We start from the raw sequence: 19,842 nt of genomic DNA, 5'->3' as shown, positions 1-19,842 counted from the left end.
ACCAATCTTCACCGTTCTTTTCTTGTCGCGCTGCCCGGTTCAGACACAGCCTTGGGGGCATGACAAGGCACCACACCCCGCTCATCCTAATCGCCCTCGCAGCGATCGGATGCAACAATCCGGCTCTGGCGAAAACCCCGCAGACCGATGCGGACGCACCGCGCCGCATCGCCGACGCGATCCTCGCTGCTCAAATCGAAGCGAACGGCGTGCCCGGCATGGCCGCGGCCGTGACGCGCGATGGCACGCTGATCTGGGTCGGCACTGCCGGCTATCGCGATCTCGAACGAAAGCTGCCGGTCGATCCCGACACCAGCTTTCGCCTCGCCAGCGTTTCCAAGCTGCTGACCGCAACCGCCGCGATCATGCTCCACGACCGCAAGCGGCTGGACCTCGACGCACCGGTCCAGCGCTACCTGCCGGGCCTTCACCTGAGCTGGCCTGCGGATATCACGCCGCGCCAGCTCGCGGCGCATATGTCGGGCATTCCCCACTATCAGGATGTCGATGCCGCGCGCGGAAAGGTCCGCTTCGGCTCGGTCAACGAGGCGGTCGCGATCTTCGCCAACCGGCCGCTCCTGTTCGCGCCGGGCACGCGGTATCAATACAGCTCTTACGGGTACACGTTGCTCAGCGCGGCAATCGAGGGCGCCGCAGACATGCCGTTCCTGTCCTTCGTCTCGCGCGCGATGATCCAGGACCTGCCGCTGCGCCCGGACCTGGCGCCCGATCCGGCGCACGATACGGTCGCATATGAATTTGAAGGTGGCGCGATCCGTCCCGCGGCCTCGCACGATTACAGCTATTCCTGGGGTGGTGCGGGCTTTCGCGGGACGGCGCATGGCGTTGCACTGTTCGGCGCAAGGGTGATGCGCGACGGCTTCCTGTCACCAAAGGCGCGGGCGATGATGTGGACGCCGAGCCTGATGAACGACGGGACGCCGGTGATGGAGGGCGAAGATCGCATCGCTTTCGGCTGGCGCATCCGAACAGACACCGACGGGCAACGGATCGCGCATCATGCCGGTGCCGCGATCGGCGCGCGCAGTGCGTTGATGCTCTACCCTGAGCGCGGCGAAAGCGTAGCGCTGCTCTCGAACGCCGTCTGGGTTTCGGACATCACCGAAACCGCCGCGATGCTGGCAGCGCCGTTCCAGGCCGATCCCACCGGGCCGCAAACGCCCTGCCCGATATGGGCAAGCCAATATAGCGGCAGCTTCGGGGACAAGCCGGTGACCGGCACGGTGCGATTCGCAATTACGGACGGCATCTGCCGCGGCACGCTGGGCCTCGGCAACGCTGCGGGCGACTGGTTCGATGCTCTGCCTCAAACCAGCACCGACGGACTGGCCGTCATCTCGATCCTCCCGGGTGACCGGCTCGATCGCGGTGCCCTTGTCACGCCGAGCGGGACCTACGACTTCCGCCGTCAGCCCGACGGCAGCTTCGTCGCAGCGCTGAGCCCGGCCCGCAAATTCGTGGTGCGATTGCAGCGCTGACAATCCCTCAGACTGCCATCGCCATTCCGTCCTCTCGCGCGATGCGGGCGCTGTTAGGATCGCCGCGTGCGCGTCCGCACCGCTCGTGGCGCCCGCCGATTGCAGGGTCGCCATGCCTTGAATTCAGTCATTGCGGAGTGTGCCGGGGCAGCGGCGATGGCGGGGTCTCGCGCCTTTTCTTTTGCGTTTGGTGCGGGTGGCTGGCGGCAGCGGGTCGGCCTGGCGGCGGGGTCGGGCGACGGCGGGGGCTTGGCCCGGCGGCGCGGTTCGGCGGCGCGCAAGGCCGGGAAGGGGCAGGTTCCGGTTGGGGGATGCCGGAGATGGCGGCCTGTTGCCCCGGCGCTGGGGAACGGGTCCTGCATGGTGCCTGCGTCTTCTGGTCGCTGCCGGTGCGCCTGTCTGCTCCCGGTTTCGGGCAACCCCGGCGGCCTCGTTTGATGGCGGTCTGGCCGGATGACGGCTGCGCCTCGACTGCCTTGCCGCAACTGCTGCGCCGAACTTTCTTCCCCTGGGCGTTCCACCCCGCGCGCAAGCGCGCGGTGGAACGCCCATTCCTCACGCGGCAAGAAAGCCCGCCTTCGCAGTCCTGCGCTGCGCTGCGGGCTGACGCTGCGGCGGCATCGCAATCCGGCCGGTCGACGCCATCGCGGCCGCATGGGGCGGCCCGACATATCGGAGTAAGTGACATGGCGAATATCGGCAGCTTCAAGAAGGTCGGCGAGGAATATCAGGGCTCGATCGTGACCCTCAGCGTCCAGGCCAAGGGCGTCCGAATCGTCCCCGAGGACAACCGCCCTAACGAGAACGCACCCACCCACCGGGTCTATGTCGGCCGCGCCGAAATCGGTGCCGCCTGGGCCAAACAGTCCGCCGAAGGCCGCGACTATCTCTCGGTCAAGCTCGACGATCCGAGCTTCGCCCAGCCCATCTTCGCGAACCTGTTCGATGACGAAGGCAGCGAGACCTCGAGCCTGATCTGGTCGCGCCCGCGGCGCTCGGGCAACGACTGAACCAAGGCGAGGGCGCCCCGCCGGATGCGGCGGGGCGCCTTTTGCGTGGCTGCAGCTGCGTGGAACTCGCGGCGCTATCCCCATGCGGGGAGAACGTCCGGCGCAGTGCGGGTCTTCGATGATGCAGCGGCGCTCGCGAGCCTTGCGGCCGGGAATGGTCCCGACCGGAGCGCCACGCCGTCGCTGTTCGCCCGCCTTTGCCAGCGCATGCCGCCGACCGGCTCGCGACGCATGATCGCGCCGATGTCGCGCAGGAATTCCTGCGTCGGAGCCCGGCCTATCGCGCGGCCTGGAGCGCCGCGCGCGATGGCGATGCGGCCCGCTTTGGGCTGGTTCGGCTGTTCGATCCCGAGGCGTCGGTGCGCGCAGCGCCGGCAATCTGGCGCGCGACATGCGCCTCGCAGATCGTCGCGCTGGCGCCTGCGCCCGCCGGCGTTGCCGGCGTGGCGGCGCTGCCCGACGCCGCGGTCGTGGTCGAGTATTTAACCGATGGGGTGCGGCATATCGTGCTCGATTGCCGCGGCGTGCGGCACCGGCTGCGCGTCCTGGCGGACGCGCGCCACGCGCCGCTTGTGATCCTGTTACCGCCGCTCGGCGATACGCTGCGCACCGCCGCGTGCGACGCGGCGCGGCGCATGTTCGCCGGGCTGAGCATCGCCGAACCGGCCGCTGCGCTGCGGCCAAGCGCCTTGCAGCAGCAGCGCCTCGCGCTGTTGCTGCGCGTGCTCGACGCCTGGCAAGCGGGTGCAAGCAACCGCGAGATCGGGCTCGGCATCGTCTATCCCTGGCTCGGCGACACGCACGCGGCCGCGTGGAAATCGATGAGCGAGCGGCGGCGGGTGCAGCGGCTCGTAGCCGAGGCCCGCGCGCTCGCCACGAGCGGCTATCGCGCGCTGCTGCGCGGATAGGGGCGACAGTTTGCGGGATGCGGCTCTGGCCGCTCCTTGAGGGGCGCCGTCTGCCGCCATTGAGAGCCGGTGATTGGAACGGGCCCCCGGCATGCGCCGGGCCCTCGCCGGAGACTATAAATGACCAGCCAGCCCGTGCAGCCGCTGTTGCGCACCCCCGACGCCGCGCTCCTGCTCGGCCTGTCGGCACGCACGCTCGAGAAGCATCGCTGCTATGGAACCGGGCCTGCCTATCGCAAGCTCGGCGGGCGCGTCGTCTATGCCGTCGACGACCTGGTCGCCTGGGCCAACCAGGGCGTGCGCCGCTCGACCTCGGACACCGGCCACGGCATCGTCCATCCCCCCAAGCGCATCGATCTGAGCCTGCTCGACCGCAAGGGCGCGGTGCGGCGATGAGCGGCAGCTTTATCCCTTCCGGCGCACAAGCCTCTCCCTTCACGGGGATAACGACGCTCGAACTGACCTGGGTCGAACAGCAAACCGAGCGCTGGATCCGCTTCGGCGCGCCGCTCTCGGACGCGATCCTCGACCGCCGCCGCCGCCGCTTGTCCTTCGCGGCGGACAGCGTCTTCGCTTTCGTCCGCTGGGCGTCGAACGACTATGGCACGATCCTGTCGCGGCTCGCGATCATCCGCGCGGTCGCGCCCGGCGAAGCCTATGCAACGCATCCCTGCGTCACCCCCGGTGGCGAAATCCTCCTCCATCTGCGCGGCTGGCCCCGCGTCCGCCAGGGTCTCGCGCTGATCGACGCGCTCGAAAATTCGGGCTTCGATCCGTGCGCTGTGGCGCCGGATTATTGGAGCCATGCGCACAACCGGCTGATCGTCGGCCATGCGCCGCGCGCCTATGCCCACGCGCGGCATCGCGCCTGGCTGCTGCGCCGCGCGATCGGCGCATGACCCGCTTTGCGATCCTCCTGACCGGCACCTGCGCGATCGGCGCGCTGCTGCTGCCCGTGCTCGCGCGACCGGCACCAAGGCTGGTCTGGAACCTGAGCGCAAGCGTCCCTGTCGGGCTCTATGCCGCGCATCGCTCGGCGCCCAGGCGCGGCGATCTGGTCGCGGCGCATGCGCCCAAGCGCATCGCGCGGCTGATGGCCGAGCGCGGCTATCTTCCGCTTCGCGTGCCCATGCTCAAGCATGTCGCGGCCGCCCCTGGCCAGCGCATCTGCCGGACGGGAACAAAGGTTTCGGTCGACGGAATTGTCGTGGCGCACGCGCGGCTGACGGATCGGGCCGGCCGGTCGCTACCGCGCTGGAGCGGGTGCCGGACGCTGCGCTCCGGCGAGCTGTTCCTTCTCAATCCAGCCGCCGCCGACAGCTTCGATGGACGCTATTTCGGGCCGGTTTCTACGCGCTCGATCGTCGCCGTCCTGAAGCCCTTGTGGCTCCCGGGCGGCCCGTCGCCTGCGCTTGCACCGTTCGATTCCCCTCCCCCACCAGTGACGAAAAGGAACGTGAAATGATCAGGATCGGTGAGTTTACCGTGCAGGGCGACGGCTATCGCGGGCGCCTGACGACGCTTGGAATCGACGTAGAGGTGAGCATCGTCCCGGCCGCGCGAAGCGATATCCGGAACGCGCCCGACTATCGTGTCCATGCCGGCACAAGCGCCGAGGGACCCGAGATCGGCGCCGGCTGGAAGCGCACCGGCGAGCGCGCCGGAGCTTATGTCGCAGTGGTCATCGACGATCCGCAGCTGCCACGCGCGATCCGCGCGAACCTGTTCCGCCCGGGCATCGAAGGCCAGCCGCATTTGCTGTTCTGGCAGCGCGCCCAGCGCCGCCGCGACGCCGGAGACGCGTGATGGCCCATGCGATCGCACGCCGGGTCTTACTGATCCTCGCGGCGCTGCCGATCGCATGGTCTGCGCCGGCGGCAGCGCAGGCGCAGCCCGTGGCTGCGGCCTGCGGACCGGCAGCACCGCTCGCTCCCCCGATCTCCCGCGCGTCGGCCCGCTTCGCGATTCCCGAAGCGCTGATCCGCGCGGTGATCGCGGTCGAGAGCAACTGGCAGGTGTTCGCAGTCTCGCCCAAGGGGGCGATGGGGCTGATGCAATTGATGCCCGGCACCTGGGGTGAACTGCGCGCCCGCTACGCGCTCGGCCCCGACCCGTTCGACCCGTGCGACAATATCTTTGCCGGCACCGCTTATCTTCGGGGACTGCTCGACCGCTATGGCGACCCGGGGTTCCTCGCCGCTTACAATGCCGGTCCCGGTCGCTACGAAGCCTATCTGCGCGGCGCCAAAGCGCTGCCGGCCGAGACGATTGCCTATGTCGCCAAGCTGTCCTTGCGGGTGCTCGATGGCGGTCGCGGTGCTCCCGCCGCGCTGCCCGATCGCGACGGCTGGCGTCGCGGTTCGCTGTTCGCCGGGGATCGCGATTCCGATGGCGAACCCACCGCAGAGCAGGACGCGCGCCCGTCCGATCCCCCGCGCGACACGATCTTCGTGCCCCGCACGGGACTACCGCAATGACGGGCCCAGGCGTCCCGCAGGTACGACCGTCAGCAGTGGCGGGAGGACGGATTCAGCAGGAGAAGGAGCGATGGCAAGATAAAAGCGCGGCCGTCGGTCGGGGCGCAAATGGTTGTTGTGATTGGCAAATTCGCGCCGTCACCCGCGACGGAGCGCCGTCGCGTGCTCGAATTTATCCAATGATTTCAATGTTCGGCGCGCTGGCACCCCGGCCTCAGGCTCGTTCGTGATGGCGACCGAGGACGACTTCCGCATCAGGCCCGGCAAGGGGGGCAACCGGGGTTCGGGCCATGCCCGGCCGCCCAGTCTTGCAGCGCAGGTCAGGCGCGCCGCCGCCCGGTCCGGCATCGTGCCGCGGTCTGCGCGCCGTGGCGGCGGCACCGGGCAGCTCGGGCGCGGTCGCGCGGCGGGGCTTGCCGGACGCGGGCAGGCGGCGGCTCGCCGGGTCGTGATCAAGGCGCGCATCGTGCGGCATGGCGGGGCGCGCTTCCGCGCTGCTCCGCTCGCCCGCCACATCGCCTATCTCGAGCGCGATGGCGTGACTCGCGACGGTGGCGATGCCGCCATGTTCGACGCGCGAACCGATCGCGCCGACGGCGACGCCTTTGCAGCCCGCTGCGTTGACGACCGCCATCACTTCCGCTTCACCGTCTCGCCGGAGGACGCCGGCGAGCTCTCCGATCTTCGCACATTCACGCGTGAGTTGATGGGCGACATGGCCCGCGACCTGGAGACTGAGCTCGACTGGGTCGCGGTCGATCACTGGAACACCGACAACCCCCACGTCCACATCCTGGTGCGCGGCCGCGCCGATGATGGCGGCGACCTCATCATCGACCGCGACTATATCGCGCATGGCCTTCGCAGCCGCGCGCAGGCCAGGGCAACGCTCGAGCTCGGGCCCCGCAGCGAGGCCGAGATCGCCGCGGCGCTGGGCCGGGAGGTCGAGGCCGACCGGATGACCATCCTCGACCGCACGCTGATCGGGCGCGCCGACCCGGATGGCATCGTCGATCGGCGCCCCGACGGCGTTGCCGGCGGAGGTTGGCAGGACCTGCTGCTGCGGGGACGTGCCCAGAAGCTCGAACGCCTGGGGCTCGCGACGCCTGTGGGAGTGGCCCGCTGGAGGCTGAAGCCCGATCTCGAGCCCATCCTGCGCGACCTCGGCGTCCGGGGCGACATCATCAAGACGATGCATCGCGCGATGCGCGGCGCTGGTCACGCACTCGATAGCGGCCGGCTCGCGATCCACGCGCCCGGTGCTGCGGAGCCGGTGGTCGGCCGCCTGGTCGCGCGCGGCCTGCACGACGAACTGTCCGGCACAGCCTATGCGGTGATCGACGGCATCGACGGGCGTCACCATCATCTTCGCTTTGCCGATCTCGACCTCACCAGCGACGCCGCACCCGGCGCGATCGTCGAGCTGCGGGAATGGCGCGACGGCAAAGGCACCGCACGTGCCGCGCTTGCCGTGCGCAGCGACCTGCCCCTCGACGCCCAGATCCGGGCGCGGGGCGCGACCTGGCTCGATCGGCAACTGCTGTCTTCCGGCCTTGCTCAATCGAACCACGGCTTTGGCGGCGAGGTCCGGGCGGCAATGGCGGCGCGCGCGGAGCATCTGATCGCCGAGGGACTCGCCACCCGTCGCGGCGACCGCGTGACGCTCGCGCCCGACCTGATCGAAAAGCTTCGCAGCGCTGACCTACGCGAGGCCGCAGGCGCGATCGCCGCGCGCACCGGACTGACGCCGCGCGAAACCGTCCCCGGGATGCCAGTTGCCGGCACTTATCGCGAACGGGTGACCCTCGCTTCGGGGCGCTTTGCGATGATCGACGACGGGCTCGGTTTTCAGCTGGTTCCCTGGCGGCCGGCGCTCGACCGACAGCTCGGCATGACCGTCACCGGCACCCTGACGCCCGGCGGGGTCGAGTGGAGCCTCGGTCGCAACCGATCCCTCGGCATCTAGGAGACCCTAAGTGCAATCATCCCGCATCCTCTGGGGTCAGGTGCTCGCAGTGCTCCTGATCGTGCTGGTCACAACCTGGGGCGCAACCCAATGGACCGCCGCTGCGCTCGGCTATCAGGAAGCATTGGGGCCGCCCTGGTTCAGGATCGGCGATTACCCACTCTATCTGCCGCCCGCCTTTTTCTGGTGGTGGTTCAGCTACGATGCCTATGCCCCGAAGATCTTCATCAGGGGGGCGTTCATCGCCGCCTCGGGCGGGATCGCCGCGATCATCGTCGCGGTGGCGATGTCGGTGTGGCGCGCCCGCGAGCTTAAGGTTGCCGAGACCTATGGCTCGGCGCGCTGGGCCACGCCGCGTGAGGTCAGGGCCGCCGGACTTCTCGGCGAGGATGGCGTCGTCCTCGGGCGGCTGGGCCGCGCCTATCTGCGCCATGACGGGCCTGAACATGTGCTGTGCTTCGCGCCGACACGATCGGGCAAGGGCGTCGGCCTCGTCATTCCCTCGCTGCTGACCTGGGCCGGCTCTGCGATCGTCCACGACATCAAGGGCGAGAACTGGACGCTGACCGCAGGCCTTCGCGCCCGGATCGGCACGGTGCTGCTGTTCGACCCCACCAACCCCGCCTCGGCGCCCTACAATCCGTTGCTCGAAGTCCGCCGCGGCGAATGGGAGGTCCGCGATGTTCAGAATGTGGCCGATGTGCTGGTCGATCCCGAGGGCTCGCTCGAACGACGCAACCATTGGGAGAAGACCAGCCACGCGCTGCTCGTCGGCGCCATTCTCCACGTCCTCTATGCCGAACCAGACAAGACCCTCGCCGGCGTCGCGGCGTTCCTGTCCGATCCGCGCCGCCCGATCGAGGCCACGCTCGCGGCGATGATGTCGACCCGCCATCTGGGCGAAGCCGGTGTCCATCCGGTGGTCGCCTCGGCCGCGCGCGAGTTGCTCAACAAGTCGGAGAATGAGCGCTCGGGCGTGCTGTCGACCGCGATGTCGTTCCTCGGTCTCTACCGCGATCCCGTCGTTGCAAAGGTGACCAGCAACTCGGCCTGGCGGATCGCCGACCTGGTCGAAGCCGATCGTCCGGTCACGCTTTACCTGGTCGTGCCGCCGTCCGACATCAGCCGCACCAAGCCGCTGATCCGCCTGCTGCTCAATCAGATCGGGCGGCGGCTGACCGAGGAATTGCGACCGAGCGCGAAGCGGCACCGCGTCCTGCTCATGCTCGACGAGTTTCCGGCGCTCGGCCGGCTGGACTTCTTCGAGTCCGCGCTGGCCTTCATGGCGGGCTATGGGCTCAAGGCCTTTCTGATCGCCCAGTCGCTCAACCAGATCGAGAAGGCATACGGCGCCAACAACGCAATCCTCGACAACTGCCATGTGCGCGTGAGCTTCGCGACAAATGACGAGCGGACCGCCAAGCGCATCTCGGACGCGCTCGGCACGGCAACCGAGATGCGTGCGATGAAGAATTATGCAGGGCACCGGCTCTCGCCCTGGCTCGGCCATTTGATGGTCTCGCGCACCGAAACCGCCCGCGCCCTGCTCACGCCAGGCGAAGTGATGCAGCTGCCGCCCGACGACGAACTCGTCATGATCGCCGGTACCCACCCGATCCGCGCGCGCAAGGTCCGCTATTATGCCGATCCTCGCCTCAAGGTTCGGGTGCAGGATCCGCCGGCTCCGTCCGGGCGCGTGCCGACCCGCGCAAATGACTGGACCGACTGGCCGCACCCCACGCAGCCGGAACCGGCTCCAGCAGCAAAACCTGCCAGCGGCGATCTCGCCAACGCGGGCATTCGCCGCGAACCCGAGCTTCCCAAGGAGCAGGAGATCGTTCCCCGCCCCACGCCGCCTCGTGGAGAATTCGATTTCGAAGATCGGGCCGGCGACGATGACGCTGCCAACAAGCGCTTGCGTGACCGGATGCGCGGGGCGGCGCGCCAAGCCTCGCTCGACCCAAATGATGGAGTTGACCTATGAATACGCTGCGGATCAAACACACATTCAGGCTTCCGTCCGACCTGTCGCGCGCACTTGCCGACTATGCCGCGCGCAAGCGGGTCAGCCAGGCGCTGGTCGTGGAAACAGCGCTCAGGTCCCTGCTTTCGGGAGACAGCGCCGAGCATCTCGAGGCCGTGCTGAGCCGCAGGCTCGACAGACTTTCAAGGCAGGCGGACAAGCTGGCCTGGCATGTGGAACTCGGAAACGAAACGCTCGCACTGTTCGTCCGCTTCTGGCTGGTCAACAATCCGCCGTTACCCGACACGGCGCTCGCTGCTGCCCAGGCCATGGGCAAGGAACGCTGGGAGCGCTTCGTTGCAACGCTGAACCGGCGAATGGAATTTGGACCGCGTCTGAAGAACGAGATTTCAGAGGATGTCGATCCGGCATCGGGAGCGTCCCAAGCCTGAGCAAACCCTCCTTCGAAATGTGCGCGCGGGCCCGCCTTAGCCCATCGCTATCCATCCGGCATCACAGCAGCGGCCCTGTTGCCTCGACGGGCGCCTTTCGCTTCACCCACGGCTCGGCTGTTCTTTCCATCGCAATCAGGTGGTTCGGGAAGCATCGCTGCTGAAAGCTGACCGCCTCATCGAAACTGCCGCGGAGCCAGTGGTCGTATTCGTCGGCGTGGAGCAGCACCGGCATGCGATCGTGAACCGGGCGGATCGCCTCATTGCAGTCGGTAATCACGCCCGAATAGACCGCGCCCCACTCGGCGCTGTCACGCCACAGACCCGCCCATGCGAAGATCGGCTGGTCCACAATGCTGAACCATGTGCGCGTCTTGCTGCCCTTCTCACCCTCGGCTTCGGCAAACCCGGTCACCGGGATCAGGCACCGCCATTGAGGCTTTGCCGCCAAGCTCTTCCACATCGGCTTGTTCAGGTCTGCGATGTTGTTGACAGGTTTCGGTTTCGACTCTGGCTTCATGCCCTTGAGGCGGAGCGGAAAGCCCCAGGTCATCGACTGGAGGACGCGGTGACCATCGACTTCCCGCACCACCATGCCCGGTGTTCCGGGGTATATCTCGTCAGCGGCGTTGAAGAGCGCCGGCTGAATTGCGTTGAAGTGCGCCGCGACCTCTGCGGCTGATTTGCGCACGGCGTATAGGTTGCACATGGGGGGAAGGTGCCAGCGAACAGGGCGGGAGTCGATCCTGCTGTCGTGCCCGGCAACGACAAGGTTGGATGACAGGATGAGGAAGCGACTGAAGGTCAGCGGGATCGAACAGGCGCTGGAATATTGGCTGATCGCGGCGTTGCTGCTCGGCAGCTGCGTTGCGGGCGCATGGGGCGCGATCAAATGGGCTTTGAGCTAGTCTACGCTCTGAACCGGCTGACCGCTCGCTTCCATTCCCGATCATCCGGCCAGGGCAGCTCAACGGTAGGTGCGCGCGTTTTCGTCGTGCTGACTGCCGCCCGGCTCTTGCAGATGTCACATTTGAGTCTGTCTCCCACGGAGCTCAGATGGTCATCCCAGCCTTTGCAATGAAACCGCCACCATAGCTGGTGCGGGTTGAAGATCGCGACCCGGCGGCATTGTGGCTTCCGGCAAATTGCGAGGATGTTTGTGTGCCAGGCCGCGCACTCGAAAAGCGTAGTCGGTATGCGTCCGCCCCTCTCATCAAACCGCGCCACTGCGGGTCACGATTGGCGCGAGGCAAACAACTCGGGCTGGATGCTCGGATCAGTCAGTACGCCCCTTGCCTTCTGCGCTGCGCTCACGGCCTGCCGGTAATGGACTGTGCCGAAGCGCTCGGCCTCGTCGAAGGTGGTCGGGGACCATTCTTCGCTGGGATAGGCGGCATCGTAAATCTCGCGCGCAGCCGCACGCAACCGCAAGTCATGCTCCACGGTCAAAGCTCCATCGATGTGAACGACCGCGAATCGCGGTAAGCCTTGAATAGAACGATTAGGGAACATCGGGCAAGGGCTCGTGATGGCACATCTTGTTCCGAGCTGGGGTCAGAGGGATTTTGCTCGGGTGCAGTCGGGTATGCGGTTTGTCCGATCGTTTTTGGAACCACCGCGATTGAGTAGGGAACGTCGTTGGCATCTTAGCGCCCCAGAATCGGTCCTTACGGACGTACGTCATCCTGCCCCAGACCGATCACCACGAATTCGGCGGTAATGTCAGCTTCGGGCATCGCCGAGCCGGGCGCTCTATGGTTGAATGTGGGTAGAACGCGGCCGCTAAGCCGCTGGCGTTAGAACTGCTTATCCATTCGGAAGTTATGGATTGGCACGCCGCCAATGACGAAGTCGCGTCGATGGCCCGCAGTGAAGCCCATGCGCAAGAAAAAGCGCCGCGCCGGTTCGCTGGCTTCCACGTAAAGATGCTTCAGCTTATGGGCGCGCGCCTCCGTTTCGAGGTGATGATAAAGCGCAGCGGAAACACCCGTCCCGGCCCGGTCAGCACGGCAAAAGAAATGATCGATGTGACCATCCTGCTCCAGATCCGCGAAAGCCAACGCTTCACCGTCATCTTCGGCGACTAGGAAAATTCGCCCGTCTCTGCCCCAAGCGTCAATGCGTGCTGGATCCGGGACATCAGGCACCCATGCTCGAATTTGCTCGGCTGTGTAATATTGTGCCGCGATCTGATGCACCGACGCGTAGAACAACTGGGCCAAACTAGGGGCATCTGAAGATCGGAAAGGGCGGATAAGCATGCGCGTTCATAATCTGCAGAAGCGGGCACCGCTACTGAGTCGGCACGAGAAAGTGGGCTTCTGGCAAAACCTCTAGCGAAGCTGCTTGACCGGTCTTGGAATCGCGGAGGGCCACCCGGAAGGGCTGAACTTGGGCGGGAAGCTGCCATTGACGCTAGCGGTCATCGTGTGTGACATTTTGACCAACGCTGCTCGTCTGCTGTCTCGCGCTGATGGGCTTTTGCTTTGGGGAGCCGTCAAGCACCGCCCTCGAAAGTTGATCTCGATATTGCGCGCGTGTCATTCATGAAGTCGCAACTGCCATGGGATGGAACCGTGCATTGCAACCGTATATGTGCGCCGCAATGTCTACCCATGGAGGGCAACCAGTCCGCTTACACGTTTGCGGAATATCGCGACAAGCCTGGGCCTCGCTGGATCGCAACGTCGGCTCGCCTCAAACGTAGTGATGATCCATGGCGGTGGGTTAGCGGCGACCTGCCACTGTGCAGTATCACTACAGTCGAATAGCAGTCGACCGCTTTGGGGTCGGTTTCTCACTGACAGGAAATCGCGAACTTTACGAAAAAGAGACCTTTAATGTTTCGAACCAGAAGCGATCCTCAAAGAATGATTTTTGATATCCCAACAGCCGACCGCGTCTTGATCAAACAACGTTCGGTTATTATTAGCGGCGCGCGAACAACGGAGAGCGCACGTGAACAACAGGATAAGTGACGGAATTTTCCCTCCCCTTATTTAAAACACGGTTCTCTATGTCTGCTCTTCTTACGCTCGACGCGGTCTCAGCATTCACGCCCGACCTGCAAGTTCTCTTCCATGATTTGACGCTATCCATCGGAATCGAAAGAGTAGGCCTTGTCGGACGCAACGGATCGGGAAAATCGACCCTAATGCGCATGATCGCAGGCGAAAATGAATCATACTCCGGCACGCTGAGCGTTTCGGGGTCGGTCGGCATGCTCCAACAGGAAATGCCCGAGAATTGGACCGTCGAGGAAGCGTTGGGGGTGGTCAACCAGCTCGAAACGCTCCGTCGTATCCTTGCCGGAGACGGGAACGCTGACGATTTCGACCTGGCCGATTGGACCTTGAACGAGCGAATTGGAAGCGCTCTGGAGGCAGTGGGCCTGTCCTCAAACCTGCTGGCGCGTAGGATTGGCACGTTGTCCGGCGGTGAGAGAACCCGCATCGGTGTCGCTCGGCTGCGAATCGAAGCGCCCGACCTCCTCCTGCTGGACGAGCCTTCGAATAATCTAGACTTCGCGGGACGCGAAGTCGTCGAAGCGTTAATCCGTGACTGGAAGGGCGGCGTCCTCGTCGCGAGTCATGACAGGCATTTGCTGGGATGGATGGACCGGATCGTTGAATTGAATCCGATTGGGGTGCGCGTTTTTCGCGGGAGCTGGTCCGCTTTCGCACGAGCGCGCGAAGATGAAAGAAAGCGAATCGCCGTTGAGAGCGAGCGGGCCGATTCCGCGCTTCGCCAGGCTAAAGGATCGGCTCAGGCTCAACTCGAAAGCAAGGCCCGGCGCGACAAGGCGGGACGCAAATTCGCCGACCGGAAATCGGAACCGAAAATCCTCCTTGGCGCAAAGGCAGAGCGTGCCGAGAACAGCAGTGGGCGGGAACAGTCCGTCGCCGATCGGATCGTCGCAGACGCCAGAAAACGTCAGGAGGTAGCGCGGGCTCTGGTGGAAATCGTCACGCCTCTCAGGATTGACGTGCCGGCAAGTGGGCTGCCATTGGGCAGCCGCTTGCTGGCTTTGGATGGGGTGCAAGCACAATTCGGCGATCGCCGGCTCGGGCCCTGGACGCTTCGCGTCGATGGTCCGGAACGCATTGCGGTGAGGGGACCGAATGGTGCCGGCAAGACAACGCTCCTGAGGATAGCGGCTGGGCAACTCGACCCGGTGGACGGCCGCGTCTGGCGGGCGAATGAACGGATATCGCTGCTCGATCAACACGCCGCAATGCTGGACGCCCAGGCGAGTGTGGTAGATAATGTGCGCGCCCTACATCCAGAGCTGGACGCGGAAGCCGCGTTCGCGCTGTGCGCCCGCTTTGCTTTCCGAAACGACGACGCCCGGCGGGTCGTGGGCTCCCTGTCTGGCGGAGAACGCCTACGGGCAAGTCTGGCCGCGACACTAGGCGGGGCCGCCGCGCCTTGGCTGCTGATCCTCGACGAGCCGACCAATCATCTCGACATTGAGACCGTCGAACTTCTCGAGAACGCTCTTCGGAACTTCGACGGTGCGCTGCTTGTAGTGAGTCACGACCGCTCTTTCCTTGAGCGGATCGAGATCGGACGGTTTGTCGACATCTGATCATGGCGCTCCGCGCAATGGCTAGTTCTCGCTGATCTTGTCAAAAACTGACCGTCAGAATTCTACCCCATCGCGTCAGCGCTATTCCCGTCGTTCATCCGATCGTGCAATGATCCCTAAATCGGCAGATTTTCTCGGCTAGTGTATGGCTACGATCGTTGCCGCTTAGGTGCGAACGACGTCGCGACACTATTTGGGCGGCATGCGTTTACCAGAGGCAGATCGGTGCTCAGCTGATCCCTGCATCACTCAATCTGCAGCGCATAATAGCCTACCCCAGCGGCAATGCGGCCGTGAACTTACGCCGCTTCTTTACAAACCGGGTCTCATACCGACGCACCGCGCGACTGGCGGCCAGCTCGGTATCGGCAAAATCGTTAAACGCCGCCATGTCTCCGACCGTTACAATCAGCATCAGATCGAATGCTCCGGTCAGCTCTGTTAGAACCTGGACCCGCGGGTCGGAATTAAGCCGTTTGATCAACGACTCGACTTGGGGTCGCGCATGATGCTCCATTTGGACATCGACGATTGCCGATAGCTGCTCGCGACCTGGCGCCACAATCGCAACAGCGCGTTCGATTATACCAGTTTCCCATAGTCGGCGTATCCGGCGCGCGATCGCTGACGGCGACAAGGGGACGTCTCTGGCGAGATCGTCCGCCGTTCGCATGCAGTCGACCTGCAAGGCCGCAAGGATTCGACGGTCATGGGCATCGCAATTGGCAAAATCATGCATGAACACGTCCAAAATTACCAAAAATACGCGCGCTTAGTGCCATTCTTGCGCACTCCGGGTGGGCCACTTCTCGCATTATCGGAGCTGCAGCCAGATTTGGAAATATATCGATGCGATTTTTTGGGTCATTGAGTTTGGCGCTGACGATGTCAGCGTTGCCCGCATGGGGGCAGGTCGACGACAACCGGGCGATTGTTGCCGAGGTGCGCCGCATTGTCGCGAGCGATTACGTTGTCACCGAAAAGCGAACGGCGCTGGACGCGGCGTTGGCTAGCGGGATGGCAAACGGGCGCTATGACGGGATCGATCCGGTTCTGCTGGCGGACAGAATAACGGCGGATATGGCCGCAGTGGCACGCGACGCGCATCTCGGTATTCGCTTTGCCCCGGATCAGGCGGGAAATATGGTCGCCCCCCGCGACGACGACGACGACGCACCTGACACTTATTTAGATGAACTGGCGCGGATCTGGAACCACGGCATTGTCGAAGCACGGGTACTCGCGGGAAATGTCCGCTATATCAATTATCGTGGGTTCATGTGGACGGGCGGAAACGGGCAGGCGAGCGCCGCTGCAATCGACCGGGCGATGGCTTTCCTGCGGGACGGCGATGCGATCATCATTGATCTACGCGAGAATGGCGGTGGATCGCCCGATGCCGTGCGACACTTAACAAGCTATTTCGTGGCCGCCGACACGCTGCTGGTCACTTTTCATTTGAGGTCCGCCGATCCAACGCAATCGCGCGCTGCGCGTGAAATTCCTGGAGGTCGTATCAGTGGAAAGCCGGTCTATGTGCTGACTTCAAACCGAACATTCTCGGCCGCAGAAGAGTTTGCGAGCCATGTAACGCAGTTCGGGTTCGGCAAGCTTGTGGGTATGACCACGGGCGGCGGTGCTTACCGCAACGCACTGTATCCCATCCGAGGCCGATACATTTTAAGTGTCTCGATCGGTCGACCCGAACTTCCCGACGGCGGCAATTGGGAGGGGCGAGGCGTAGCGCCGGTGATCGCAGTGCCGAGCGACGCTGCGCTTGATGCCGCGCAGGCAGACGCACTCTCGATCATTGCAAAGCGATCAAGTGGGCCGGATCGCACCAGGATGGAGCGAACGGCTCAATATCACGAAGCGAAAGCGCGGCCGGTGGCCGCCAGCCGCCCGCTCTCTGCCTATGTCGGAATCTACGGGGAACGCGTCGTGCGTCTCGACGGAGAGGCCCTCACCATGCAGCGCGGATCCGGACCAGTTTCTTCGTTGGTCGCACTGGGAGCTGACCGTTTTAGCCTGAGCGGCGACCCCTCCACACAAGTGCTTTTTTTGGGCACTCCTGAGATCGATACGATGGAGGTCAACAGAGCGAGCGGTCAGATCGAAAAGGCCAAGCGCGATTCTCAAGGGGTCCCGATGTCGGAAAGGCGTTGAGCAACGTACGGCGTGCCGGCGGGACCAGATCGCTTCACTTCCGCCCGCGCGCGCCAGTTTTGAAGTAAAAGCCCAATATCAAGTGCGGGACATCGCCAGGGTGGCTTTCGGCGATCAACGTAAGTGCTGCCTCGGCATCGCGCTGTGCGATCGCGCGCCAGTCCGACGTATGCGCAGATGCCGGCGTCGACAGCAGCGGGCTCAATGCGAGCAGGCCGAGGGCCCGAAACGATGTCGCCCAACTCATGACCTGCCTCCCATTGCCGGTCATACCCACAGCATGACCGGCACTCTGCCTGCCCACTCAGCCAAGGTCGCTCGTCACCGCCACAGTGAAGCGACGTGGGTAATTGTACAGATAGATGCCGCTCGGCCCGTTTGCCCACCCGAACTTGTCACCGATATTGGCGAGCTGGGCGCGGAGCGTCACGGGTGCCTTCCCGATGTTGAACCGGTAGCGACCGCCAACCGACGCGATGGCGCGGGCGGGGATCACCAGCTTGCCGTCGGTACTGGCGACGCGATCCGAGGTGCTTTCTACGACCAGATCGACCGAAAGTGCGGCGGCGAAGGGCGGCCGATAGTCGAACACAACAGTCGATAATCTGCCGAAGCTGGCAAGTGGTTTTGGCCCGACCAGCCCCGCATCGACACCGGCGCCAGACAGGCGCGCATCGATCAGCGCGGTCCCGACCACCGCGGTCAGGCCCGGCGAAACTTGACCGGACAACGAGAATTCGCCCCCCCGGTGACGGACCGTGCCCAGTTGTTTGAACGTGCGACCCGCATCGAGCGAGAAGAACGGCTTGGTCACGTCGAACACACCAGCGACCAGTCGCACTGCCGGGGTCACTGCCCAGCGCACGCCGGCATCGATCTGGCGTGTGCGCAGTGCAGGGGGGGCCTCATCGCGGTTAACGGCTACACCCGGGGCGATCGGACTCTCCTCAAGCCCCTGCGTAAAGCCGCCATAGACAGCGAGGCTGGAGGTCGCATGGACAGCCGCCGTCGCGTTAAGCAGCAGCGGCGAGTCCCGGCTGATCACCGGTGCGGCGCCGGGGGCGTCGGTTCGCTTGCGATAGCTGGTCTTTTGCAGCCCGAGGCTGAGTTCGCCAACCCCACGCCACCGTCCTTCATAGGCCAAACCAGCAGTCCATTGCCGCACGCGCTCCTGCGTCCGAGGGCCAAAGACCAGGTCGGGCTCGGGGACGCTGACCGGTGCTTCGATATGATGGGTGCCGATCGTGACGGCACGGTCACCGCCATAGGTTCGTGCGCGCGCCCGACCGCGCAGCGAAGCGTGCAGCGCGTGCAGGCGCGGTCCCTCCGCAAATCGCCGCGTCGCGCGTATCTCGCCGCTGGTGGACGATTGAAGCCGGCCAGGCTCGGCAATCACCACCTCGTCCGCAACCCCGTCGGGGCGCACGTTAAGGAACAACTGCGTGTGCGACTTGTCGAGATCGAGTTCGGAGCGGAACAGTCCTGCCTTCACCGTCCAGTCGCCGCGCGTCAGTGCGCTCGCAATGCCGAAATTGTCGGCGCGACCACGATTGATCGCCCAGGATTGGCCCAGCGGTCGGGCGCGTTCGATCTCGGGCGGAAGAAAGGCGCCAGCGGTGAGCAGGATCGGCGCGACATCTTCGCGGTCGATCTGGGTGCGGCTCCAGAAGGGCAGGAGCTGGACGCCATCGGCTGGCCGCCAGTTGGCCACCAGCGCGCCCGTGCGATATTCGCCCCTGCCGCCAGTATGGGTCCGGTCGGAAATAAAACCGACACCGGCGCCCAGCGACAGTCGGGCGCTGATCGGCAGTTGCGCGTCCAGTTCGATCGCCGTCGTTCCGAACGGGCCGACGCGCCCGCCCAGGCTCAGCAGCGGCTTGTCCCCCGGCTTGCGCAGACCATAGTCCGCAATACCGGTCGGCGCGGGGAAGGGATAGCTTTGCGCGGACAGCCCGACGCGCATCTTGAGCCCGCCTATCAGCCGTTCGGTGAAATTCGCCTGCTGGTCGAAATAGAGATCCTCGAGCCGGATGTTGCCTGCTTCGGCCGCGGAAAATCCGCGCACATAGTTCGGGTTGTAGATGCCGATCTGCTCACCGCCGACCGAGGTGCCAAAGGCGTCCTCCGCTTTGGTCGTCGCGTTGTCGTCGGTGCGCTGGGCGAGCGCAGGCAGGGGCAGCGACAGGATCGCGGCGGCAAGCCCCAGTCCCGCAGTACGCGTGAGCATCTTCTTTCTCCATTCTGAAATCGGGACTGCGGTCAGCGTAGATCGCGAAGGGTTCGACATGCGGCGACAAGCGCCGACGGGGCGAACAGGGTCAGTAAACTTCGTGCCAGTTCTCGACCGAGGACTCACGGTTGGCGAGGCCGAAGCAGATGAGGCCCGGGCGGGTCGCCGATGCGGTGCCGCGCACCAGCTTATATTCGAGGCGGCGGCACTTGAACCCGTCGACCTGCTCTTCGGTCACGACGGTGATCGTTCCGGTCGACGCCTTGCCCTTCCAGCGGTGGACATGACCGACCGGCCAGCTACCCGCACGACGCGGCCATTCAGCATAATTGCCGCTATACTGGTCGTAGGGCGCCTTCGGCTTGCTGTCGAAGGCGATACCGCCCTCGCAATCGGTGCACGAGACCTCGCCGAATTTGCGGAAGGCATCCTTTCGGGCCTGGGCATCGGCGGGCGGCTTGAGGTTGCTGACATAGCGAACCGGCCCATTCGCGATGGCTTGCCCGGCGGTGGCAAGCCCGATCAGGCCGAGGGCGATGAACGCGGTGCGGAACGAACCGTGCATGATAATCTCCTGATTGAA

At 64.9% G+C, this 19,842-nt stretch carries 21 protein-coding genes; 14 read left to right on the top strand and 7 right to left on the bottom strand.

Features of this window, described 5'->3' with window-relative positions:
• Nucleotides 1-59 precede the first annotated feature (59 nt).
• The 11 genes from ACRYLO_RS17305 to ACRYLO_RS17255 all read left to right on the top strand — a co-directional run bounded on the left by ACRYLO_RS17305 (nucleotide 60) and on the right by ACRYLO_RS17255 (nucleotide 10,275).
• Complete coding sequence (locus ACRYLO_RS17305; protein ID WP_482661295.1) at nucleotides 60-1,499, top strand: serine hydrolase domain-containing protein; 1,440 nt, start codon at nucleotides 60-62, stop codon at nucleotides 1,497-1,499.
• Between the two features lie 686 nt (nucleotides 1,500-2,185).
• Nucleotides 2,186-2,509, top strand: coding sequence for a DUF736 domain-containing protein (locus tag ACRYLO_RS17300; protein ID WP_482661294.1), 324 nt, complete (start codon nucleotides 2,186-2,188; stop codon nucleotides 2,507-2,509).
• A 197-nt stretch (nucleotides 2,510-2,706) separates the two neighbouring features.
• On the top strand, nucleotides 2,707-3,417 hold the full coding sequence (locus ACRYLO_RS17295) for a DNA -binding domain-containing protein (protein WP_482661293.1): 711 nt from the start codon (nucleotides 2,707-2,709) through the stop codon (nucleotides 3,415-3,417).
• A gap of 120 nt (nucleotides 3,418-3,537) precedes the next feature.
• A complete protein-coding gene (locus ACRYLO_RS17290) occupies nucleotides 3,538-3,813 on the top strand; it encodes a helix-turn-helix transcriptional regulator (RefSeq protein WP_482661292.1) in 276 nt (91 codons plus the stop codon).
• Nucleotides 3,810-4,316: a DUF2840 domain-containing protein gene (locus ACRYLO_RS17285; protein WP_482661291.1), complete on the top strand. Its 507-nt coding sequence runs from the start codon at nucleotides 3,810-3,812 to the stop codon at nucleotides 4,314-4,316. The genes ACRYLO_RS17290 and ACRYLO_RS17285 overlap by 4 nt, the downstream gene beginning before the upstream one ends.
• Nucleotides 4,313-4,882 (top strand): S26 family signal peptidase, encoded by a 570-nt coding sequence (locus ACRYLO_RS17280; RefSeq protein WP_482661290.1) that lies wholly within the window; start codon nucleotides 4,313-4,315, stop codon nucleotides 4,880-4,882. The genes ACRYLO_RS17285 and ACRYLO_RS17280 overlap by 4 nt, the downstream gene beginning before the upstream one ends.
• A complete protein-coding gene (locus ACRYLO_RS17275) occupies nucleotides 4,879-5,223 on the top strand; it encodes a DUF736 domain-containing protein (protein WP_482661289.1) in 345 nt (114 codons plus the stop codon). The genes ACRYLO_RS17280 and ACRYLO_RS17275 overlap by 4 nt, the downstream gene beginning before the upstream one ends.
• Nucleotides 5,223-5,894, top strand: coding sequence for a lytic transglycosylase domain-containing protein (locus ACRYLO_RS17270; RefSeq protein WP_482661288.1), 672 nt, complete (start codon nucleotides 5,223-5,225; stop codon nucleotides 5,892-5,894). Before ACRYLO_RS17275 ends, ACRYLO_RS17270 begins: the two co-directional genes overlap by 1 nt.
• A gap of 229 nt (nucleotides 5,895-6,123) precedes the next feature.
• The gene (locus ACRYLO_RS17265; protein ID WP_482661287.1) at nucleotides 6,124-7,860 is read left to right on the top strand and encodes a relaxase/mobilization nuclease domain-containing protein; all 1,737 of its coding nucleotides are present in this window, start codon (nucleotides 6,124-6,126) and stop codon (nucleotides 7,858-7,860) included.
• Between the two features lie 10 nt (nucleotides 7,861-7,870).
• The gene (locus ACRYLO_RS17260) at nucleotides 7,871-9,844 is read left to right on the top strand and encodes a conjugal transfer protein TraG (RefSeq protein WP_482661286.1); all 1,974 of its coding nucleotides are present in this window, start codon (nucleotides 7,871-7,873) and stop codon (nucleotides 9,842-9,844) included.
• Nucleotides 9,841-10,275, top strand: a complete 435-nt coding sequence (locus tag ACRYLO_RS17255; RefSeq protein ID WP_482661285.1) for a CopG family transcriptional regulator — start codon at nucleotides 9,841-9,843, stop codon at nucleotides 10,273-10,275. Before ACRYLO_RS17260 ends, ACRYLO_RS17255 begins: the two co-directional genes overlap by 4 nt.
• A 61-nt stretch (nucleotides 10,276-10,336) precedes the next feature.
• Here the strand turns inward: ACRYLO_RS17255 and ACRYLO_RS17250 are convergent, their stop codons facing one another.
• Entirely contained in the window at nucleotides 10,337-10,984 is a 648-nt protein-coding gene (locus tag ACRYLO_RS17250) for an SOS response-associated peptidase (RefSeq protein ID WP_482661284.1), read from the bottom strand.
• 76 nt (nucleotides 10,985-11,060) lie between these two features.
• Here ACRYLO_RS17250 and ACRYLO_RS17245 point away from each other — a divergent pair, with 76 nt between their 5' ends.
• On the top strand, nucleotides 11,061-11,183 hold the full coding sequence (locus ACRYLO_RS17245; RefSeq protein WP_482661283.1) for a hypothetical protein: 123 nt from the start codon (nucleotides 11,061-11,063) through the stop codon (nucleotides 11,181-11,183).
• Nucleotides 11,184-11,508: 325 nt separating this feature from the next.
• Here the strand turns inward: ACRYLO_RS17245 and ACRYLO_RS17240 are convergent, their stop codons facing one another.
• Nucleotides 11,509-11,718, bottom strand: a complete 210-nt coding sequence (locus ACRYLO_RS17240; protein WP_482661282.1) for a hypothetical protein — start codon at nucleotides 11,716-11,718, stop codon at nucleotides 11,509-11,511.
• Between the two features lie 353 nt (nucleotides 11,719-12,071).
• Complete coding sequence (locus ACRYLO_RS17235; RefSeq protein WP_482661281.1) at nucleotides 12,072-12,497, bottom strand: GNAT family N-acetyltransferase; 426 nt, start codon at nucleotides 12,495-12,497, stop codon at nucleotides 12,072-12,074.
• A 794-nt stretch (nucleotides 12,498-13,291) separates the two neighbouring features.
• Between ACRYLO_RS17235 and ACRYLO_RS17230 the strand changes: the two genes are divergently transcribed.
• On the top strand, nucleotides 13,292-14,863 hold the full coding sequence (locus ACRYLO_RS17230; protein ID WP_482661280.1) for an ABC-F family ATP-binding cassette domain-containing protein: 1,572 nt from the start codon (nucleotides 13,292-13,294) through the stop codon (nucleotides 14,861-14,863).
• 271 nt (nucleotides 14,864-15,134) lie between these two features.
• Here the strand turns inward: ACRYLO_RS17230 and ACRYLO_RS17225 are convergent, their stop codons facing one another.
• On the bottom strand, nucleotides 15,135-15,602 hold the full coding sequence (locus ACRYLO_RS17225) for an Lrp/AsnC family transcriptional regulator (protein WP_482661772.1): 468 nt from the start codon (nucleotides 15,600-15,602) through the stop codon (nucleotides 15,135-15,137).
• A gap of 110 nt (nucleotides 15,603-15,712) precedes the next feature.
• On the opposite strand from ACRYLO_RS17225, the gene ACRYLO_RS17220 reads away from it, so the two are divergent.
• Nucleotides 15,713-17,029 carry a S41 family peptidase gene (locus ACRYLO_RS17220; protein WP_482661279.1) on the top strand — a complete coding sequence of 439 codons (1,317 nt, stop codon included), beginning with the start codon at nucleotides 15,713-15,715 and terminating at the stop codon, nucleotides 17,027-17,029.
• Nucleotides 17,030-17,063: 34 nt separating this feature from the next.
• On the opposite strand, the gene ACRYLO_RS17215 is transcribed toward ACRYLO_RS17220, so the two are convergent.
• From ACRYLO_RS17215 to ACRYLO_RS17205, 3 genes are all read right to left on the bottom strand, one after another.
• Nucleotides 17,064-17,276 (bottom strand): hypothetical protein, encoded by a 213-nt coding sequence (locus ACRYLO_RS17215; protein ID WP_482661278.1) that lies wholly within the window; start codon nucleotides 17,274-17,276, stop codon nucleotides 17,064-17,066.
• A gap of 57 nt (nucleotides 17,277-17,333) precedes the next feature.
• The gene (locus ACRYLO_RS17210; protein ID WP_482661277.1) at nucleotides 17,334-19,256 is read right to left on the bottom strand and encodes a TonB-dependent receptor domain-containing protein; all 1,923 of its coding nucleotides are present in this window, start codon (nucleotides 19,254-19,256) and stop codon (nucleotides 17,334-17,336) included.
• A 91-nt stretch (nucleotides 19,257-19,347) separates the two neighbouring features.
• Nucleotides 19,348-19,824: a hypothetical protein gene (locus tag ACRYLO_RS17205; RefSeq protein ID WP_482661276.1), complete on the bottom strand. Its 477-nt coding sequence runs from the start codon at nucleotides 19,822-19,824 to the stop codon at nucleotides 19,348-19,350.
• Between the last annotated feature and the right edge of the window lie 18 nt (nucleotides 19,825-19,842).

The sequence above is a fragment of the Sphingomonas sp. SDUR79 genome (genome assembly GCF_056821745.1).
The sequence above is the reverse complement of the archived record's forward strand: the minus strand, read 5'-3'. Positions and strand labels throughout refer to the sequence as shown.

Excerpts from the sequence above, each read along its gene's own strand:
- ACRYLO_RS17305 (WP_482661295.1), top strand. The coding sequence starts at position 60 with ATGACAAGGCACCACACCCCGCTCATCCTAATCGCCCTCGCAGCGATC.
- ACRYLO_RS17300 (WP_482661294.1), top strand. The coding sequence starts at position 2,186 with ATGGCGAATATCGGCAGCTTCAAGAAGGTCGGCGAGGAATATCAGGGC.
- ACRYLO_RS17290 (WP_482661292.1), top strand. The coding sequence starts at position 3,538 with ATGACCAGCCAGCCCGTGCAGCCGCTGTTGCGCACCCCCGACGCCGCG.
- ACRYLO_RS17285 (WP_482661291.1), top strand. The coding sequence starts at position 3,810 with ATGAGCGGCAGCTTTATCCCTTCCGGCGCACAAGCCTCTCCCTTCACG.
- ACRYLO_RS17280 (WP_482661290.1), top strand. The coding sequence starts at position 4,313 with ATGACCCGCTTTGCGATCCTCCTGACCGGCACCTGCGCGATCGGCGCG.
- ACRYLO_RS17275 (WP_482661289.1), top strand. The coding sequence starts at position 4,879 with ATGATCAGGATCGGTGAGTTTACCGTGCAGGGCGACGGCTATCGCGGG.
- ACRYLO_RS17270 (WP_482661288.1), top strand. The coding sequence starts at position 5,223 with ATGGCCCATGCGATCGCACGCCGGGTCTTACTGATCCTCGCGGCGCTG.
- ACRYLO_RS17265 (WP_482661287.1), top strand. The coding sequence starts at position 6,124 with ATGGCGACCGAGGACGACTTCCGCATCAGGCCCGGCAAGGGGGGCAAC.
- ACRYLO_RS17255 (WP_482661285.1), top strand. The coding sequence starts at position 9,841 with ATGAATACGCTGCGGATCAAACACACATTCAGGCTTCCGTCCGACCTG.
- ACRYLO_RS17250 (WP_482661284.1), bottom strand. The coding sequence starts at position 10,984 with ATGTGCAACCTATACGCCGTGCGCAAATCAGCCGCAGAGGTCGCGGCG.
- ACRYLO_RS17245 (WP_482661283.1), top strand. The coding sequence starts at position 11,061 with ATGAGGAAGCGACTGAAGGTCAGCGGGATCGAACAGGCGCTGGAATAT.
- ACRYLO_RS17230 (WP_482661280.1), top strand. The coding sequence starts at position 13,292 with ATGTCTGCTCTTCTTACGCTCGACGCGGTCTCAGCATTCACGCCCGAC.
- ACRYLO_RS17225 (WP_482661772.1), bottom strand. The coding sequence starts at position 15,602 with ATGCATGATTTTGCCAATTGCGATGCCCATGACCGTCGAATCCTTGCG.
- ACRYLO_RS17220 (WP_482661279.1), top strand. The coding sequence starts at position 15,713 with ATGCGATTTTTTGGGTCATTGAGTTTGGCGCTGACGATGTCAGCGTTG.
- ACRYLO_RS17215 (WP_482661278.1), bottom strand. The coding sequence starts at position 17,276 with ATGAGTTGGGCGACATCGTTTCGGGCCCTCGGCCTGCTCGCATTGAGC.
- ACRYLO_RS17210 (WP_482661277.1), bottom strand. The coding sequence starts at position 19,256 with ATGCTCACGCGTACTGCGGGACTGGGGCTTGCCGCCGCGATCCTGTCG.
- ACRYLO_RS17205 (WP_482661276.1), bottom strand. The coding sequence starts at position 19,824 with ATGCACGGTTCGTTCCGCACCGCGTTCATCGCCCTCGGCCTGATCGGG.